Source organism: Pseudomonas sp. GM24, from assembly GCF_000282235.1.
Classification (GTDB): Bacteria; Pseudomonadota; Gammaproteobacteria; order Pseudomonadales; family Pseudomonadaceae; genus Aquipseudomonas.
In genome coordinates, this window is the sequence record NZ_AKJR01000027.1 from 1 (window position 1) to 18,385 (window position 18,385).

20 protein-coding genes are annotated in these 18,385 nt (G+C 59.3%); 16 read left to right on the forward strand and 4 right to left on the reverse strand.

The features are described from left to right. Nucleotides 1–103 precede the first annotated feature (103 nt). The 9 genes from PMI23_RS04725 (at nt 104) to PMI23_RS04765 (ending at nt 10,413) form a co-directional block, all read left to right on the forward strand. Entirely contained in the window at nt 104–979 is an 876-nt protein-coding gene (locus tag PMI23_RS04725; protein WP_007908286.1) for an SMP-30/gluconolactonase/LRE family protein, read from the forward strand. A gap of 271 nt (nt 980–1,250) precedes the next feature. Then, nucleotides 1,251–2,069 carry an SDR family oxidoreductase gene (locus PMI23_RS04730; RefSeq protein WP_007908288.1) on the forward strand — a complete coding sequence of 273 codons (819 nt, stop codon included), beginning with the start codon at nt 1,251–1,253 and terminating at the stop codon, nt 2,067–2,069. 136 nt (nt 2,070–2,205) lie between these two features. Further along, nucleotides 2,206–3,210 carry a substrate-binding domain-containing protein gene (locus PMI23_RS04735; protein ID WP_007908290.1) on the forward strand — a complete coding sequence of 335 codons (1,005 nt, stop codon included), beginning with the start codon at nt 2,206–2,208 and terminating at the stop codon, nt 3,208–3,210. Between the two features lie 53 nt (nt 3,211–3,263). Further along, on the forward strand, nt 3,264–4,808 hold the full coding sequence (gene araG / locus PMI23_RS04740) for an L-arabinose ABC transporter ATP-binding protein AraG (protein ID WP_007908292.1): 1,545 nt from the start codon (nt 3,264–3,266) through the stop codon (nt 4,806–4,808). A gap of 12 nt (nt 4,809–4,820) precedes the next feature. Continuing rightward, nucleotides 4,821–5,789 carry an L-arabinose ABC transporter permease AraH gene (gene araH / locus PMI23_RS04745; RefSeq protein ID WP_042704903.1) on the forward strand — a complete coding sequence of 323 codons (969 nt, stop codon included), beginning with the start codon at nt 4,821–4,823 and terminating at the stop codon, nt 5,787–5,789. A 297-nt stretch (nt 5,790–6,086) separates the two neighbouring features. Continuing rightward, entirely contained in the window at nt 6,087–6,800 is a 714-nt protein-coding gene (locus tag PMI23_RS04750) for a GntR family transcriptional regulator (RefSeq protein WP_007908297.1), read from the forward strand. Beyond that, complete coding sequence (locus PMI23_RS04755) at nt 6,797–7,795, forward strand: ADP-ribosylglycohydrolase family protein (RefSeq protein WP_007908299.1); 999 nt, start codon at nt 6,797–6,799, stop codon at nt 7,793–7,795. The genes PMI23_RS04750 and PMI23_RS04755 overlap by 4 nt, the downstream gene beginning before the upstream one ends. A 229-nt stretch (nt 7,796–8,024) precedes the next feature. Beyond that, nucleotides 8,025–9,491 (forward strand): purine-cytosine permease family protein, encoded by a 1,467-nt coding sequence (locus PMI23_RS04760; protein WP_007908301.1) that lies wholly within the window; start codon nt 8,025–8,027, stop codon nt 9,489–9,491. Continuing rightward, entirely contained in the window at nt 9,484–10,413 is a 930-nt protein-coding gene (locus PMI23_RS04765) for a PfkB family carbohydrate kinase (protein WP_007908303.1), read from the forward strand. The genes PMI23_RS04760 and PMI23_RS04765 overlap by 8 nt, the downstream gene beginning before the upstream one ends. Nucleotides 10,414–10,579: 166 nt before the next feature. Here PMI23_RS04765 and PMI23_RS04770 read toward each other — a convergent pair whose 3' ends face one another. The 4 genes from PMI23_RS04770 to PMI23_RS04785 form a co-directional block, all read right to left on the reverse strand. Continuing rightward, a complete protein-coding gene (locus PMI23_RS04770) occupies nt 10,580–10,837 on the reverse strand; it encodes a hypothetical protein (protein WP_007908305.1) in 258 nt (85 codons plus the stop codon). A 44-nt stretch (nt 10,838–10,881) separates the two neighbouring features. Beyond that, on the reverse strand, nt 10,882–11,223 hold the full coding sequence (locus PMI23_RS04775; RefSeq protein ID WP_007908306.1) for a hypothetical protein: 342 nt from the start codon (nt 11,221–11,223) through the stop codon (nt 10,882–10,884). A gap of 25 nt (nt 11,224–11,248) precedes the next feature. Continuing rightward, nucleotides 11,249–12,502, reverse strand: a complete 1,254-nt coding sequence (locus PMI23_RS04780; RefSeq protein WP_007908308.1) for an MFS transporter — start codon at nt 12,500–12,502, stop codon at nt 11,249–11,251. Between the two features lie 109 nt (nt 12,503–12,611). Further along, on the reverse strand, nt 12,612–13,265 hold the full coding sequence (locus PMI23_RS04785) for an HD domain-containing protein (protein ID WP_007908310.1): 654 nt from the start codon (nt 13,263–13,265) through the stop codon (nt 12,612–12,614). A 226-nt stretch (nt 13,266–13,491) separates the two neighbouring features. On the opposite strand from PMI23_RS04785, the gene PMI23_RS04790 reads away from it, so the two are divergent. The 7 genes from PMI23_RS04790 (at nt 13,492) to PMI23_RS04820 (ending at nt 18,325) form a co-directional block, all read left to right on the forward strand. After that, on the forward strand, nt 13,492–13,971 hold the full coding sequence (locus PMI23_RS04790) for a GNAT family N-acetyltransferase (RefSeq protein ID WP_007908312.1): 480 nt from the start codon (nt 13,492–13,494) through the stop codon (nt 13,969–13,971). Between the two features lie 159 nt (nt 13,972–14,130). Beyond that, a complete protein-coding gene (locus tag PMI23_RS04795) occupies nt 14,131–14,793 on the forward strand; it encodes a hypothetical protein (protein WP_007908315.1) in 663 nt (220 codons plus the stop codon). Beyond that, nucleotides 14,790–15,284: a PAAR domain-containing protein gene (locus PMI23_RS04800; protein ID WP_007908317.1), complete on the forward strand. Its 495-nt coding sequence runs from the start codon at nt 14,790–14,792 to the stop codon at nt 15,282–15,284. The genes PMI23_RS04795 and PMI23_RS04800 overlap by 4 nt, the downstream gene beginning before the upstream one ends. Nucleotides 15,285–15,289: 5 nt before the next feature. Then, complete coding sequence (locus PMI23_RS04805; protein ID WP_007908319.1) at nt 15,290–16,018, forward strand: hypothetical protein; 729 nt, start codon at nt 15,290–15,292, stop codon at nt 16,016–16,018. A 1-nt stretch (nt 16,019) separates the two neighbouring features. Next, complete coding sequence (locus PMI23_RS04810) at nt 16,020–16,541, forward strand: hypothetical protein (RefSeq protein WP_007908321.1); 522 nt, start codon at nt 16,020–16,022, stop codon at nt 16,539–16,541. A gap of 154 nt (nt 16,542–16,695) precedes the next feature. Then, on the forward strand, nt 16,696–17,685 hold the full coding sequence (locus PMI23_RS04815; RefSeq protein ID WP_007908323.1) for a 2-dehydro-3-deoxygalactonokinase: 990 nt from the start codon (nt 16,696–16,698) through the stop codon (nt 17,683–17,685). 19 nt (nt 17,686–17,704) lie between these two features. Beyond that, entirely contained in the window at nt 17,705–18,325 is a 621-nt protein-coding gene (locus tag PMI23_RS04820) for a 2-dehydro-3-deoxy-6-phosphogalactonate aldolase (protein ID WP_007908325.1), read from the forward strand. The last annotated feature ends 60 nt before the right edge of the window (nt 18,326–18,385 follow it).

Sequence of the window (18,385 nt, forward strand, 5' to 3'; positions counted from 1 at the left end):
GCTCGCGATAGCGTCGTATCAGGCAAAGTAGCTTCGACTGGTCTACCGCGATCGCGAGCAGGCTCACTCCTACAGTTAAAACAAGAACAATGGAGACCGTTATATGCCGTGGACCGCCCTGACCCAACACCGCGCCCAACTCGGTGAAGGCCCGTTCTGGGACGCGCCGACCCAGGCGTTGTACTGGGTCGATATCGCCGGCAAACAGGCGCTGCGCTTGATCGGTCAGAACGTACAGATCTGGCAGATGCCTGAACACGTTTCCGCGTTCATCCCCTGCGCCAGCGGTGACGCACTGGTGACCCTGAGTAGCGGCGTCTATCGCCTCGATCTCGACTCCCCAGGCCTCGAACCGCGACTGACGCTGTTCTGCGTCGCCGACCCGCAACCCGGCAATCGCCCCAACGAAGCGCGCTGCGATGGCCAGGGTCGTTTGTGGCTCGGCACTATGCAAAACAACATCGGCGAGAACGGCGAAGATCTGCCGATCACCCGTCGTTCCGGTGGCCTGTTCCGCATTGATCCGGATAAACGTGTCACGCCATTGCTGCGCGGCCTGGGCATTCCCAACACGCTGCTGTGGAGCGACGACGGCACCACAGTCCTGTTCGGTGACAGTCTCGATGACACGCTGTATCGCTATTTTATTCACGCCGACGGCAACCTTGATGCTGCGCAAGTCTGGTACGGCCCCGACCAGCAGGGTGGCCCGGACGGTTCAGCAATGGACGCCGAAGGCTACATCTGGAATGCCCGTTGGGACGGCAGTTGCCTGCTGCGGCTGACACCTGATGGCAAGGTCGAGCGCAAAATCGATCTGCCTGTCAGCCGCCCGACCAGTTGTGTATTCGGCGGTGAAGACCTGAAAACCCTGTTCATCACCAGCGCCCAGAGCCCGCACAACCATCCATTGGATGGCGCAGTGCTGTCGATGCGCGTGGATGTTGCAGGAAAACTCTGTACGCGGTTTGCGGATTAAATCCCAAAATATGGGATGCAAAATTATATATTGAGATTATTCGGCGGTCGGGTTTATAGTCGGCTCCAGCAGTAACACGCACTCACACTTAAAAAGAACAAAACAGGTGAAGTGATGCAGCGAATGTCTATCGCACTCCCGCGTGGAGTCCGCGTCTCGCAACGGCTCGATGCCGTCGGCCGCGCCTGCCTGTTTCGTTCAAACCGCCTTCCAGACCGGACATCGGCAGATGCCCGGTTTTTTTGTGCCTGCGAAACAGGAGTCCTGATCCATGGCTGAACCTCTTTCCCTGCCGCCGGTGCCCGCACCGCCGAAGGGCGAGCGTCTGAAAAACAAGGTCGTGCTGCTGACCGGCGCCGCGCAAGGTATCGGCGAAGCCATCGTCGCGGCCTTCGCTTCGCAGCAAGCGAAACTGGTTATCAGCGATATCCAGGCCGAGAAAGTCGAGCAGGTTGCCGGCCATTGGCGTGAGCAGGGTTACGATGTACAAGCGCTGAAGGCGGATGTCTCGCATCAGCCTGATCTGCACGCCATGGCCAAACGCGCCGTTGCGCTACACGGACGCATCGATGTGCTGGTCAACTGCGCCGGGGTCAATGTGTTCCGCGATCCGCTGCAAATGACCGAAGAAGACTGGCATCGTTGTTTCGCCATCGATCTGGACGGTGCCTGGTTCGGTTGTAAAGCGGTACTGCCGCAGATGATCGAACAGGGCATTGGCAGCATCATCAATATCGCGTCGACCCATTCCAGCCACATCATTCCCGGCTGCTTCCCGTACCCGGTGGCCAAACACGGTTTGCTCGGCCTGACCCGCGCACTTGGCATCGAGTACGCCGCGAAAGGCATTCGCGTCAACGCCATCGCCCCGGGCTATATCGAAACGCAACTGAACGTCGATTACTGGAACGGTTTCGCCAACCCGCACGCCGAGCGTCAGCGCGCCTTCGATCTGCACCCGCCGAAACGCATCGGTCAGCCGCTCGAAGTGGCGATGACGGCGGTGTTTCTGGCCAGCGATGAAGCACCGTTCATCAATGCATCATGCATCACCATCGATGGTGGTCGCTCGGTGATGTACCACGACTGAGCACAGTGGCTTTCACGCGGATAAATCCGTTTGCAATCCAATCATCATACGATATGACTATTGTCAGAAGATTTTGCAGGAACACGCTTTAACGTTTTTCAAACATTGCTCAAAAAAAATAACAAGGAGTCAGCTTATGAAACGTCGTTTCGGGATTCGTACCCTGTGCAGTACCGCTCTGGCGGTCACCGCGTTCAGCCTGAGCAGTGCGCTGCTCGCTGCCGATACTGTGAAAATCGGTTTTCTGGTGAAACAGGCTGAAGAACCGTGGTTCCAGACCGAGTGGGCCTTCGCCGAGAAAGCCGCCAAGGACAAGGGCTTCGAACTGATCAAGATCGCCGTGCCGGATGGCGAGAAAACCCTCTCGGCGATCGACAGTCTGGCGGCCAACGGCGCCAAAGGCTTCGTGATCTGCCCGCCGGATGTCTCGCTCGGCCCGGCGATCATGGCCAAAGCCAAACTCAATGACCTGAAAGTGATTGCCGTCGACGACCGCTTTGTCGACGCCAACGGCAAGTTCATGGAAGACGTGCCGTACCTGGGCATGGCCGCGTTCGAAGTCGGCCAGAAGCAGGGCAATGCCATGGTCGCCGAAGCGAAGAAGCGTAACTGGGACTGGAAAGACACCTACGCGGTGGTCAACACCTACAACGAACTCGACACCGGCAAGAAACGCACCGACGGCTCGGTGAAATCCCTTGAAGACGCCGGCATGCCGAAAGATCACATTCTGTTCGCCGCACTGAAAACCCTCGACGTACCGGGCAGCATGGACGCCACCAACTCGGCTTTGGTGAAACTGCCGAGCGGCGCAAAAAACCTGATCATCGGCGGCATGAACGACAACACCGTGCTCGGCGGTGTGCGCGCCACTGAAGCGGCCGGTTTCGCCGCCGCCAACGTGATCGGCATCGGCATCAACGGCACCGACGCCATCGGCGAGCTGAAAAAGCCTAACAGCGGTTTCTTTGGCTCGATGCTGCCAAGCCCGCACATCGAAGGCTACAAAACCGCAGAGATGATGTTCGAGTGGGTCACCACCGGCAAAGAACCGCCGAAGTACACCGCCATGGACGACGTCACCCTGATCACCCGCGAGAACTTCAAGCAAGAGCTGGAAAAAATCGGCTTGTGGAACTGATGCAGTGACGGCCCGGGCAGCCGGGCCGTTTTTCGGTGTGAAGAGGTGGCTTTATGCACGCGCAAGTACAAACACAACAACACAGCTCCGGCGGCAGCCTGCGCTTCAACGGGATCGGCAAAACCTTTCCTGGCGTGAAAGCGCTGGACGCAATCAGCTTTGTCGCCCATCCCGGCCAGGTTCATGCCTTGATGGGCGAGAACGGCGCCGGCAAATCGACCCTGCTGAAAATCCTCGGCGGCGCTTACATCCCGAGCAGTGGCGAGTTGCAGATCGGCGAGCAGACCATGGCGTTCAAGTCGACGGCTGACAGTATCGGCAGCGGCGTCGCCGTGATTCACCAGGAGCTGCATCTGGTGCCGGAAATGACCGTCGCCGAAAACCTGTTTCTCGGCCATCTGCCGGCCAGTTTCGGTTTGATCAATCGCGGTGCCCTGCGCCAGCAAGCGTTGAATTGCCTGAAAGGTCTGGCGGATGAAATCGATCCGCAAACCAAGGTCGGACGCTTGTCCCTCGGCCAGCGACAACTGGTGGAAATCGCCAAAGCGCTGTCGCGCGGCGCCCATGTGATCGCTTTCGACGAACCGACCAGCAGCCTCTCGGCACGTGAGATCGACCGCTTGATGGCGATCATCGGGCGCCTGCGTGACGAAGGCAAAGTCGTGCTTTACGTCTCGCATCGCATGGAAGAAGTGTTTCGCATCTGCGACGCGGTGACGGTGTTCAAGGACGGTCGCTACGTGCGCACCTTCGACGACATGAGCCAGTTGACCCACGATCAACTGGTGACCTGCATGGTCGGGCGCGACATTCAGGACATCTACGATTACCGCCATCGTCCACGCGGCGCCGTCGCGCTGAAGGTCGCCGGCCTGCTCGGCCCGGGCCTGCGCGAGCCGATCAGTTTCGAGGCGCACAAAGGCGAAATCCTTGGCTTGTTCGGACTGGTCGGGGCAGGGCGCACCGAGCTGTTTCGCCTGCTCAGTGGCCTTGAGCGCATGACGGCCGGACGCCTCGAACTGCGCGGTCACGAACTGAAGTTGCGCTCACCGCGCGATGCGATTGCCGCCGGGGTTCTGCTGTGCCCGGAAGATCGCAAGAAGGAGGGCATCATCCCGCTCGCCAGCGTTGCCGAGAACATCAACATCAGTGCCCGCGGCGCCAACTCTGGCCTCGGTTGCCTGATTCGCGGTTTGTGGGAAAAGGGCAACGCCGACAAACAGATCAAGGCGCTGAAGGTGAAAACCCCGCATGCCGGTCAGCAGATCAAATTTCTGTCCGGCGGCAATCAGCAGAAGGCCATTCTCGGTCGCTGGCTGTCGATGCCGATGAAGGTCCTGTTGCTCGACGAACCGACGCGCGGCATCGATATCGGTGCGAAAGCGGAGATCTACCAGATCATCCATAACCTCGCTGCCGAGGGCATTTCAGTGATCGTGGTGTCCAGCGACCTGATGGAAGTGATGGGCATTTCCGACCGCATTCTGGTGCTCTGTGAAGGCGCTCTGCGCGGCGAAATCAGCCGTGACCAGGCCAATGAATCCAACCTGCTGCAAATGGCTTTGCCGCGCCACCGCGCTGACGGCGTGGCGAACTGAGAGGTGACTATGATGACAACCCAAAACGAAACCCTGCCCAAAGAGCGCAAACCTTTGGACATGCGCCGCTTCCTCGATGACTGGGTCATGCTGCTGGCGGCGATCGGCATTTTCATTGCCTGCACGCTGCTGATCGACAACTTCCTTTCGCCGCTGAACATGCGTGGCCTGGGCCTGGCGATTTCCACCACCGGGATCGCCGCGTGCACGATGTTGTACTGCCTGGCGTCGGGGCACTTCGACTTGTCGGTGGGCTCGGTGATTGCCTGCGCCGGCGTGGTCGCGGCGGTGGTGATGCGCGACACCAACAGCGTGTTTCTCGGTGTCAGCGCGGCGTTGGTAATGGGCCTGATTGTCGGGCTGATCAATGGGATCGTGATCGCCAAGTTGCGGGTCAACGCCTTGATCACGACGTTGGCGACCATGCAGATTGTTCGCGGTCTGGCGTACATTTTTGCCAACGGCAAAGCGGTGGGCGTGTCGCAGGAATCATTCTTCGTCTTCGGTAACGGCCAGCTGTTTGGCGTGCCGGTGCCGATTCTGATCACCATCGTCTGCTTTCTGTTTTTTGGCTGGCTGCTGAATTACACCACCTACGGGCGCAACACCATGGCCATCGGTGGCAACCAGGAAGCGGCGTTGCTCGCGGGTGTGAACGTTGATCGGACCAAGATCATTATCTTCGCCGTGCATGGGGTGATTGGTGCGTTGGCCGGGGTGATTCTGGCGTCGCGGATGACCTCGGGGCAGCCGATGATTGGTCAGGGTTTTGAGCTGACGGTGATCTCGGCTTGCGTGTTGGGCGGGGTGTCGTTGAGCGGCGGGATCGGCATGATCCGGCATGTGATTGCCGGGGTGTTGATTTTGGCGATCATCGAGAATGCGATGAACCTGAAGAACATTGATACCTTCTACCAATACGTTATCCGTGGTTCGATCCTTTTGCTGGCGGTGGTGATCGACCGCCTCAAACAACGCTAAAAATCAAGCCCCCTCACCCCAGCCCTCTCCCGGTTGGAGAGGGGGCCGACCGAGGTGTCTTGCGTAATCCGTCGACCTGAAAGTTCTCGTCGACTATGGATTCGGAAAAGCACTGTCGGGTGGATTGTGGATTCGGCAAAGCACTTTCAGGTCGGCGTACCTCTTGAGCATCCCCCATTCAGTCCCCTCTCCCTCCGGGAGAGGGCTAGGGTGAGGGGCTTTTGATTCTCCCGCCTTTCGTCACTATCCCCAAATATTCCTTGCCCGCCCGTGCCCGTTTCGGGTATCAATTTGTACATGATTAGACAGGTACGATTTGACAAGAAACAACGGGTGGTCGACGAACTCGTCCGGCGCATCGAGAGCGGCCTCATGGAGGACGGCTTTCTGTTGCCCGGCGAGCATCAGTTGGCTCAAGAATTCCAAGTCAGCCGAGGCACGCTGCGCGAAGCGCTGGCCGAACTGAAACGGCGTAACTACATCGCAACGCAAAGCGGCGTCGGTTCCATCGTCACTTTCGACGGTGTCGCCCTCGACCAGCGCAGCGGCTGGGCACAGGCCTTGGCCGATAGCGGGGCGATGATCAACACCGAAGTGCTGCGCCTGGAAGCCGTGACCCGGCCAGACCTGCTATCGCGGTTTGGCACTGACCAATTCATCACCCTCGACCGTCGCCGCCGCTCCAACGAAGGTACGCTGGTGTCCCTCGAACGCTCTTTGATGCCAGCGACCGGCGGCCTGGAAAGCCTGCCGCGCGTCGGCCTGATCGACAACTCCCTGACCATCACCCTGGCCGCGTACGGCTACATCGGCGAGCGCGGCGATCAATGGATCGGCGCCGAGCCGCTGAATGCCGAAGATGCTGAACTGCTCGGGCGCCCGGTCGGCACCGTTTTCCTCAAAGCGCTGCGCACTACCTACGACCGCCAGAACCGTTTCATGGAGCTGGTCGAAAGCCTGCTCGACCCGGTGCATTTCCGTTTGCACCTGCAATTTGGAGAATCGAAATGACCGCGCTCAACCGTGCCCTCGGCGCTTTCTATGGCCTGGCCCTCGGTGATGCGCTGGGCATGCCGACGCAATCGCTGAACCGCGAAACCATCAAGACCCGTTTCGGCCAGATCACCGATCTGCAGGACGCCGGTCCGTTGCAACCGATCGCCGCGAACATGCCCAAAGGTTCGATCACCGACGACACCGAACAGGCGATTCTGGTCGGCGAGTTGCTGGTTGAAGGCAAGGGCCGCATCGAACCGGCAATCCTCGCGCAACGCTTGATCGAGTGGGAAGCCGAGATGCAGGCCAAGGGCTCGCAGGATTTGCTCGGGCCGTCGACCAAGCGCGCCATTGAAATGATTCTCGCCGGCCATTCGCCGGAAGAAGCCGGGCGCTACGGCACCACCAACGGCGCGGCCATGCGCATCACGCCGGTGGGGATCGCGGCAGATGTTGCCGATCCTGAGCGCTTTATTGCGGCAGTGGTACAAGCCTGCCAAGTCACTCACAACACCACGCTGGGGATTTCCAGTGCGGCGGCGGTAGCGGCGGTGGTGTCTGCTGGCATCAATGGCGTGGACTTGGGCGAGGCGCTCAACCTCGGCCAGCAAATCGCTCAGCAAGCCGAGGCGCACGGGCACTGGGTCGCCGGCGGGCGTATTGCCTCGCGGATCAGTTGGGCGCGCACCATCAGTGTTGATAGCGACAAGGCTTTACTGGCCGATCTGCTCTACGACGTGATCGGTACTTCGGTGGCGTCGCAGGAATCGGTGGTGGTCTCGTTCGCACTGGCGCAGCAAGTGGCCGTCGGTGAGATGAGTGCGTTCGATGCGCTGTGCATGGCGGCGAGTCTGGGCGGCGACACTGACACCATCGCGGCGATTCTCGGGGCGATGCTGGGGGCCTGCCTGGGTCTTGAGTGTTGGCCTGGCGCGATGATCGAGACGGTGAAGGCCGTTAATCATCTGGAGCTTGAGCCGTTGGTGCAGGGGCTGTTGGCTTTGCGCTGATTGAACTGACGCCATCGCTGGCAAGCCAGCTCCCACAGGTTTTTGCTGTGAACACACTTTTGTGTACACCCCCGATCCCTGTGGGAGCTGGCTTGCCAGCGATAGGCGCAGCGCAATTTTCGAATTTTCAACCCGCAATGGATCGCGCAGACAGGCCGAGGAAGGCCGCGATGTCTTGTCGTTTTGCATCATTGCCACAACCACAAAAAAGGCAAACAGGAGCACCTTCATGAGTTCATCATCCGCCGGGCAAAGCGCCGGGCAACTGGAAACCCGCGGCATCGAACCGGTGCCGGAAGCCGAGTGCAACGGCCATCCGCTGCAACTGTTCTGGGTCTGGTTCGCTGCCAACATCTCCATCCTCGGTCTGCCGCTGGGTGCCACGCTGGTCGCGTTTCGCGGGTTGGCGATCTGGCAGGCAATCATCGTCGCAATCATCGGTGCCGCCGGTTCGTTTGCCGTGGTCGGGATCATCTCGATTGCCGGCCGTCGTGGCCGCGCACCGAGCCTGACGTTGTCGCGAGCGATCTTCGGCGTGCGCGGCAATATCGGCCCGACACTGGTCTCGCTGATGTCGCGTCTCGGTTGGGAAACCGTCAACACCACCACCGCTGCATTCGTGCTGCTGTCGCTGTGCTCAATCCTGTTCGGTTCGCCGGTCGAAGCGAAAAGTGCGCCAGTGCTGACGCTGATCTTCATCGCCATTTTCGTCCTGCTGACCCTGTCGGTGTCCGGCCTCGGTCATGCAACCTTGCTGGTCATCCAGAAGTGGGCGACCTACGTCTTCGGTGCGCTGAACATTCTGGTTGGCGGCTTCCTCTGCGCAACCATCGACTGGAGCGCGGTGTTCAACGCCACGCCAGCGCCGATGAGCGCAATGATCATCGGTATCGGTACCATGGCTGCCGGCACTGGCATTGGTTGGGCCAACGCGGGCGCCGACATGTCGCGCTATCAGCACCGCAGCGTCAAGGCTGTGCGTCTGGTTGCGTCCGCTGCATTCGGTGCGGGGATTCCGCTGGTGTTGCTGATCACCCTCGGCGGTTTGCTGTCGGTGGGCAATAACGATCTTGCTTCGGCGACTGACCCGATCGTGGCAATTCGCGACATGCTGCCAACCTGGATGGCGGTGCCTTACCTGATCACTGCATTCGGTGGCCTGCTGCTGTCGAACAACCTGTCGGTGTATTCCGCCGGTTTGACCACGCTGACCCTCGGCTTGAAGGTCAAACGCGTCTACGCGGTGGTGGTCGACATCGTGGCGATCTTCGCTGGTTCGATTTACTTCATGCTGATCGCCGACAGCTTCTACGGCCCGTTTATCACGTTCATTTCCCTGCTGGCGGTGCCGATCACCGCGTGGGTCGGGATCTTTGTCGTCGACTTGATTCACCGTCACTACTACAGCCCGAAAGACCTGCTCGACGTCAGCCCGAGCAGCGCTTATTGGTATCGCGGCGGCATCGAGTGGCGTGCATTCGGCGCCTGGGCGATTGCCATCGTCCTCGGCTTCAGCTTCACCACCATCGGCACCACTGCCGAGAACGTCTGGTTCAAAGGCTTTCTGTCTGATTCGTGGCTGGGCCACAACGGCCTCGGCTGGATTGTGACCTTCGTCGTTGCTGGTGGGATTTACTGTGTACTGGGCGGGGCGAAAGATCGCCGCGCCGCGCCAACCGAGAATGCTCATGCCTAAGATGTTGCACACCGGCCAGGTCATCATCGACCTGGTCATGGCCGTGGATAAACTGCCGCAGATTGGCGGTGACGTGCTCGCGCAGTCGGCCGGTTTCGAAGCCGGTGGCGGTTTCAATGTAATGGCAGCGGCGGTACGTAATGGCTTGCCGGTGGTTTATCTTGGCCGGCATGGCACCGGACGTTTCGGCGATCTGGCGCGTCAGGCGATGAATGCCGAGGGGATTCACATCGGCATCACCGAACCCGCAATGAAAGACACCGGTTTGTGTGTGGCGCTGACCGATGCGTCGGCCGAGCGCAGCTTTATTTCCTATATCGGCGCTGAAGGTGAAGTGACTGAAGAGGATTTGAACAGCGTCGCGGCCGAGGCGGGCGATTACGTTTATCTGAGCGGCTACAGCCTGCTCCACGAGGGTAAGGCGCAGGCGTTGCTCGATTGGACATTGGCGTTGCCGGCGACAATCAACGTGGTGTTCGATCCGGGCCCGTTGGTTGAATCACCGGACTCGCCGCTGATGAAAGCGTTGCTGCCGCGCATCGATGTGTGGACCAGCAACAGTGTTGAAGCGCTGCGGTTTACCGGCGCTGATGATATTGGCGTGGCGCTGGATCGTCTCGCTGAGCATCTGCCCAACGAGGTGTTGATGGTGGTGCGCGACGGGCCGCAGGGTTGCTGGATTCAACAGGCCAACGAGCGTCGGCATGTGCCGGGGTTTGTCGTGAAAGCCGTGGACAGCAATGGCGCCGGTGATGCCCATGCCGGGGTGTTCGTCGCCGGATTGGCGCAGGGCTTGTCTGCCCATGAAGCAGCGCGGCGGGCGAATGCTGCAGCGGCGCTGGCGGTGACGCGCTGGGGGCCGGCGACTTCACCGGGTGCGACTGAAGTGGATGCGTTTTTCCGCGAGTCCGGCGGCGCCTGATCTACCGCCATCGCTGGCAAGCCAGCTCCCACAAGTTTTTTTGGTGAACACACATTTGTGTACACCCCGGTTCCTGTGGGAGCTGGCTTGCCAGCGATTAGGCCATCAGCCTCAAGTCAAAACTTGAATTGGCCGCTCGCCGCATCGGCAACGAGCGACCGCAGGACTACTGCAGATCCAGCTTGCGCGCCGCCTCAACGCCGGCGGCACTGAGCTTGATCGGCAGGTTCAACGAATGCTCGCCAGCCTCGTTGCAGGTCACATGCCCGTGGTGAATCAGTCCGCGATCCTGCAGGGCGGCGAGGGCGCTGGCCACGATCTTCTCGCCCCGGTAATTGTCCAGCACCTCTTTTCCCAGACCACTCGGATGGGCGTGCAACAGACGGGTGAGGACTTCTTTTTCCAGGTTTTTATCGACGTTCATGGGTACCTCTTCATGGATGTGAATAGGACGCTCGCGTCGGCGAACTACTGGCCGGAGCCTTCGGAACCGGAGCCACCGGTGGTGGTTTTGGAACCGACGCCGGGGCCCGCGTTGTCTGGCGTGGCGGGGGCGTCGGGGGTGTTCATGCCGCCCTGACGACCCGGGTCACTGCCCTGAGTGCGCGGATCGGTGCCGGTGGCGGGCGGTTGATTGATCAACGGCACGCCCGAGCCATCGGTGTTCATGCCGGGGGCACTGTTGATGGCGGGTGCGCGGGGTGGGGTAGGATCGGTAGGGCCGGTGCCCGCAGCGGTGGCGGATGCGGCGAAAACCGCAGGGCAGAGCAGGGCGCTGAATACGAAAGCAGTCAACCTTGACGGGATCATAGGGCATCTCCAGTGATTGGAATCCTTACCTGTCGTTGGTCTGCCTGCTGATCGAATTGGTGCCTGATGAACGACGAACGGTCTGGATTGCCTGCGCCGATTTCAGACTGATCCGTCGCCAGAGCAAGCGGCCAAGGGTGATCAGCCAGTTGGCCAACGCGACGAGCAATACCGTCAAAAGCAGCGTGCTCATGCCGTGCTCGACGATGATTTTCCCGGCCAATAACGGGAAGCCGAATACGCCGATGAAGTACGAAAGACTGAACAGCAACAACGCCTGCGATGTGGTGCCGGCCGGTGCTTCGTTGGCGGCGAGGCCGTTGATCACCGAATAGGTCAGGCCATAACCGACGCCGAGCATCAGCGCCGCCAACAGATAGCTGAATCCGCTGTGCACACCGAACGCGAACAGCGCAATCGAACCCAGCATCAGTCCCGACAGCAGGCACGATGCGCGTAATGGATCACGCTTGACGACATATCCCGAGATCAGCATCCGACTGCTGATCGCGGCACTCATGAAACCGAGAAAGAACAACGAATAATCCAGCGAAAGGGCGGCGGCATAACTTGTCTGAAAACTCGACAGGCCACCGAATACGCAACCGCCGAGACCGACCATGATGATCGGAAACAGGGCGCGTGAACCGAGCACTTGAGTGGTCGTCTGCCAGGTGATTCTTGCCGCGGTTGTGGCTTGGGTACTTTTCAGTTTTGCGCCAAGCTGCCAGAGCAGCAGCACCCCGATCAGGCTTGCCAGCGCCGCCAGATAAAATGCCGAGGTCACCGGCAACCCCAATGCACTCGCCGCACGACCCAGTAATGGCCCACTGCCGATGCCGGTCATCATGCTGCCGGACAGCAAGGCGAAATATTTGGCCCGCTGCGCCGGCGTCACCAGACTGGCAACGATAATCGGTCCCAAGGTGTAAAAAACGCCCCAGCCCAATCCCAACAACAAACCGAAAAACAGCAGCAAATGACCGAACCCCGGCGTCAGCGCAAAACCCAGGCTCGCCGCCACCAGCAACAGCCCGAACACTGCAATCGAACGCGCCGCCCCGAGCCAGTCCGACAAATGCCCGGACACCAGCACCGCGACAAACGTACTGACCATCGCCGCCGAAATCACACTCCCCGCATCGTGTTCATTACCGCCGCGAGAGCCGATCAACAGCGACAGCAAAAACGTCGAGCCGTAGGACAGCGATAGCAGATAACTGGCGAGGCAGAACAGGCCGAACAACTTGCTCGATACCGTGGGTGTTGCTTGCGACATGACGCGGTTCCTTGACCGGAAAAATTCAGCGTCATCTGTTTAGCACGGCGGGCCGGCGGATTAGGTCTGAGGTTGGCGAAGTCAGGATCGCTGCGCGCCGGAGTAACGCTCAGGCAATGCCGATCTCTTCCTTGAATTGTTCCATGAAACCTTTCAGGCGTTGATGACGGACCTGCGCCAGACGCTGGCCAGCGTCTGTCTGGAAACCGTCCGCGAGGTGCAGCAGCTTGGTCTGGAAATGATCGAGGCAAAAACGCGTGTCATCGTAACTGCGTTGTTTCGCTTCGGGATCCTGCGGGTCGTACAGCGCCGAACCCATGCGTCCGGCGATGTAAAAGGTTCGGGCGACACCGAGCATGCCCAGTGAGTCGAAGCGGTCGGCGTCCTGGACGATTTTCGCTTCGAGGGTGCGCGGAGTGATGTTGGCGGAGAAACTGTGGGCTTCGATGGCGTGAGCGACGGCCGTGATTTTTTCGCTCGGCCAATTCATTTCGGCGAGCACCGATGAAGCTTTTTCCGTCGCCAGTCGCGAGGCTTGCGCGCGCAGTGGCGAGTTTTTCTCGACAGCCACGCAATCGTGCAGGAGCACCGCAGCGAGTAGCACCTCCAGATCACCGCCTTCTTCTTCATGCAGCGTACGCACGTTGTGCCAGACGCGCTGCAAGTGGGCGAGGTCGTGGGCGCCGTCGTCGGACGGCTCCAATGCGTACGGCAGTAACTCTGCTGCCAGTGCTGCCACGGGCGTAAAACTATCTAAGTTCATAAGCATCCTTTCAGATTGTCTCAGTTCCTGTGGGAGCGAGCCTGCTCGCGAAGAGGCAGTATCAGTCACCGCAATGTCACTGACAGTCCGCTTTCGCGAGCAGGCTCGCTCCCACAGGGAACTGCAGTGTTTGCAACATTGCGCAGGGTAGTGTGTGTTTTGCCATGTGACGAGCGCCGCTCACCACCTTAGTATGGCGTTTTCCTTTTTCCGACAAGGCCCGTCCATGACGATCGAAATCCGCCCGGCGACCCCCAGCGATGCCCCGCAAATCCTCGCCTTCATCACTGAACTCGCCGATTTCGAAAAGGCCCGCCACGAAGTCATCGCCAGCGTTGCCGACATCGAGCGCAGTCTGTTCGGCGAAGGCGCCACCGCCCACGGTCTGATCTGCCTGCGCGACGGGCTGCCGATCGGTTTCGCGGTGTTCTTCTTCAGCTACTCGACCTGGCTCGGCAGCAACTGCCTGTACCTCGAAGACCTCTACATCACCCCCGAACAACGCGGCGGCGGTGCTGGCAAAACCTTGTTGCGTCACTTGGCGAAAATCGCCTGCGACAACGACTGCGGCCGCTTCGAATGGAGCGTGCTCGACTGGAACACGCCGGCGATCGAGTTCTACAAATCCCTCGGCGCGCAACCTCAGGAAGAGTGGGTGCGCTACCGCATGGATGGCCAGGTCCTGCGTGAGTTTGCTGAAGGCTGATCGCAATGATGGCAATCCAGCAGTAATTCGATTGTCGTCAGCGCTCTAGTCCGGCATTCTACGCGCCATTTTTGCGCACTCACGGACGACACCTGCAATGCCTCTGGCACAATTTCTCCACGCCCGTGGAGCCTTCGCTGCGTCAACGAGTGACCGGCGATGAGCGGACTACGGGCGTCAATGCGTCTGTATGGCCTGGTGAAGAACTCAGGCTCAAGCGACAACCCCCAGCGTCAACCGGTCGATATTCTCTGTACGACGAACAGCACGGGTGGCACTGCCATTCGTGCGTTCGTGTCACGCCTTGATGCCGAGTTGATGAGCCGCAGTGCCGGGCTCGCCGATTACCGCGTGATACCGCTGCGCACCTTCGATCCGACGGCGTTTATCGACGCTCATCAAGGCTGGCTGACGCTGCACGTCTGTTGCGGTTTCGTCGCCCCTGTCGGGCATTCGCTGCTCAAGGACCGCGGGTTGATGCCGATGGGCTGGTACGTCTATTCCGAGATCGGCCAGTGGACGGCCCAGCATCATCTCGACCTCGGCGCACAAATGGCTGAACTGCTGCAATCGACTTACGAGCGTAATCACCTGCGCAACTACAACGCCTGGCTCAACGAACTCGACGACGCCTCGCCGGCTGAACTGGCATGGCAAACCGACGAAGCCTGGCGACACCTGCAAACCGCCGCATCACCCGACAGCCGTGAGCATTGCCACGCCCTGTTCGACCCTGTCGACAACCGCTGGCGCTTCGCCGCGACCGACATCGATATTCATCAGCTGCACCCGGAACCTCTGAAGCAAGGAGCTTTGAATTGAGTGGTAAACCCGCTGCACGCGTCACCGACCCGACCGCCTGCCCATTGCCAGGCCATGGCACCAACCCGATTGTTTCCGGCTCGCCCGACGTCTTCTTCGACGGCCTCGCCGCTGCGCGCATGACCGATAAATCGGCGTGCGGCAGCCCGATTACCGGGGCCGTTTCCGGCACGGTTTTCATCAACGGCCTGAATGCCGCCACGCTCGATAGCACTGGAGGTCACGGCAATGTCGTGGTCGGTGGTTCGGGGACGGTGATTATTGGCCAGAGCGGCGGCGGGGCGGCTTTTAGCGGGTTGTTGCCGATGCCAGTGCATTTTACGGACAGGTTGCAAGTGGTTAATGAAGCAACTGGCGAGCCCGTGCCCGATCATCCCTATGTGATTCAACGGGGCGATGGCAGCATGGAACATGGGATCACCAATGAGCAGGGCTTTACTCATATGGTCAGCTCTCATTTGGCCGAAACCATAAAACTGTTTGTAGAGTGATCGAAATGGAAGTCGCAAACCCTGCACTCAAAGATTGCAAAAACGAGGTGGTGAGTCATGAGTTGACTTGCAAAACCGACCAGACTGTAAAAGCTGTGGCAATCAAAATCAAAAAAATCGTCGTGTTTTTCATCGGCGGTGCTGGAGACAAGGAACCGTATTATCAAGATCAACCACCTCACGGTAACGTAACCAGTGCGCAGGTTTTATTGCCTAAAAAATTCAGCGACGCGCAAATTGGAAAAATAAAGTCGGTGTACCTTAGTTATAAGGATGTGCGCGGCAAGAAAGACATAGAAAAGTATGTGCTGAGTTATCTGAAAGGTGATAAATCAATTTATATAAGTATCGTCGGTCACAGTCTGGGAGGATGGAACGGCGCTCATCTGGCAGCCATACTCAAAGAACAGGGATTTACGGTGAAGTCCTTGGTCACGCTTGATCCAGTGGGCGGCGGACTGGGTGTCTGGCTGATTTCAGACATTTACGCCACCACCCCGAAGCCTGGTGCAGAGTACTGGATCAATATATTGGCTGCACCGGCGAAACCCAATCAGTCCGATGATGTCGCCGAGATGGGAGAACGCTGGGTCATGAGCTCGGGTCCTGATATCAATAAAGCGGTAGACACCAACCACGAAGATGCAGGCGTAATGTTCAAGGCGAGGATTCTTGGCGAACAGTCCGCATGTGATCTCATCGCTGAAAAAATGATCAAATATCTGGAGTCTTGACATGCGAGTGTTGCTTGCAATTCTAGTTCTTTGTTTGTGTGCTTCGTGCGCAAAAAGAGTGCCATTACCAGAGACCGAAATTGAATTTGTTTCTGTTACCAAGTCTGGACACAGTGCTCTTCTGGATGTTCGCTTCAGTTCAATGACTGATCTGTTGCGATTCTTCGAGATCAATGCCGGCCAACATCAGGTCGGCAATGCCTTGATCTGTTCAATGGATGAGAGTGGCTTCTTCGAAACAAAACAGGACCTGACCCGGTATCTCGAAGGGGAGGTCGTCGCGGTATTAAATGAATCTGCTGCGGGGCCATATGTGTATTCGGCTGAGGTCTCTGCGGTGCATACACCGGACGGTGGAACGCTGAGTACGTACTTCAATAAAAAACAACTGTTGATGGTATTGAGCGCGCGTCAGGTCGTGGCATGTAAATTCAGGACTGCTGCCTACGCTTACGGTCCGTATTACTCAAAATCAATGAATATTCCTGCCAGTGTTTTCGTTCAGGCGATAGAGCGTCAGTAGTGATATTGATAACGGTGAATCACGGATCTGTTCGAGGAGAGTGGGTAGACGTGATCATCCCAAAATATGGGACGCAAAATTACATATTGAGATTTAGCGCCTGAGAGGTCTATAGTCCGTCGCACTCACTGCCAAAAACAAAACAGGTGAAGCGATGCTGGCGCAATTGATCGCGCTCGATTGGGGGACGACCTCATTACGTGCTTACAAACTCGCGGCGGGCGGTGTGGTGCTGGAGCAGCGCGCGCTGTCGTCCGGGATCATGCAACTGCCAAAGACTCCGCGAGCCATCAACGGTCGCGAATGCGCCGATGGTTTCGAACTGGCCTTCGATGAAGCGTGCGGCGACTGGCTCGATGCGCAGCCGGATCTGCCGGTGATCGCCTGCGGGATGGTCGGCAGTGCGCAGGGCTGGCGTGAAGCGGCCTACTGCGAGACGCCGGCGAATGTCGCCAATCTCGGAAACTCCCTACAAACAGTTGTCAGCCTGCGCGGCACCGTTGTGCATATCGTGCCGGGCGTGATTCAGCGATCGCGTCTGCCGAATGTGATGCGCGGTGAAGAAACCCAGGTCCTTGGCGTGCTGCAGAATCTGCCGATTGAGGCGGGTGCCGATCTGTTGATCGGTCTGCCGGGCAGTCACTCGAAATGGGTCGACGTGGTCGATGGCTGCATCACCCATTTCGATACGTTCATGACCGGTGAAGTGTTCGCCGTGCTCAGTGAACACAGCATTCTCGGTCGCACCCAAAAACACAGTGCGACATTCGATGCTCTGGCGTTTGACCGTGGCGTGCAGGTTGCGCAGTCTGCAGATGGCGAGCTCGGCGTGCTGTCGACCTTGTTCAGCGCCCGTACCCTGGGCCTGACCGGCGAACTCAGCCCGACCGCGCAGGCCGATTATTTATCCGGCCTGATGATCGGCCATGAACTGGCGGCGCTCGCCAGCGCTCAACGTCGCCGTCGCAACAACCGGAATCTCCCTTCGATCATCCTCATCGGCAACGCGCAACTCTGCGCGCGCTACAGCCGTGCCCTCGATGCCTGCGGTTTCGCCAACGTGACGCTGGCCGAGCAGGCCACCGAGCGTGGCCTGTGGCAACTGGCGCTGGCCGCCGGACTGATCGATTCCTCATCCCGTTAACCCTGACTGGAGGCCTGACATGCTCAAGCAAGCATTGGCGCAAAACGGTCTGATCGCGATCCTGCGTGGCCTGCATCCGCAGGAAGCCGCCGCTGTCGGAGAAGTCCTGTATGCGGCCGGATTTCGCGTCATCGAAGTACCGCTCAATTCCCCTTTGCCGTACGAAAGTATCCGCATCCTGCGCACGACCTTGCCCGCCGATTGCCTGATCGGTGCCGGCACGGTGCTGACGCCGGAACAGGTCGGGTTGGTGAAAGAGGCCGGCGGCCAGGTGATCGTCATGCCGCACAGCGACGCTAAGGTGTTGCGCGCGGCGAAAGCGGCGGGGCTGTTCCTGTCGCCGGGCGTTGCCACACCGACCGAAGCGTTCGCGGCGCTGGAGGAGGGCGCGGACATTCTCAAGCTGTTTCCGGCCGAGCAGATGGGCCCGGCGGTCGTCAAAGCCTGGCTTGCGGTGTTGCCAGCGGGGACGGTGCTGGCGCCGGTCGGCGGTATCACGCCGGACAACATGCAGGCGTTTATCGATGCTGGCGTGAAAGGTTTCGGCCTCGGCTCCGGCCTGTTCAAACCGGGCATGACGCCTGAGCAAGTAGCGCTGAACGCCAAGGCCTACGTGGCTGCGTGGAAGGCGCTTCGCTAAGACTTTATTGGCGCTGCGTGCGCTGCATCTAATAAGAGCTGCATTTACAAAAGAGAGCAG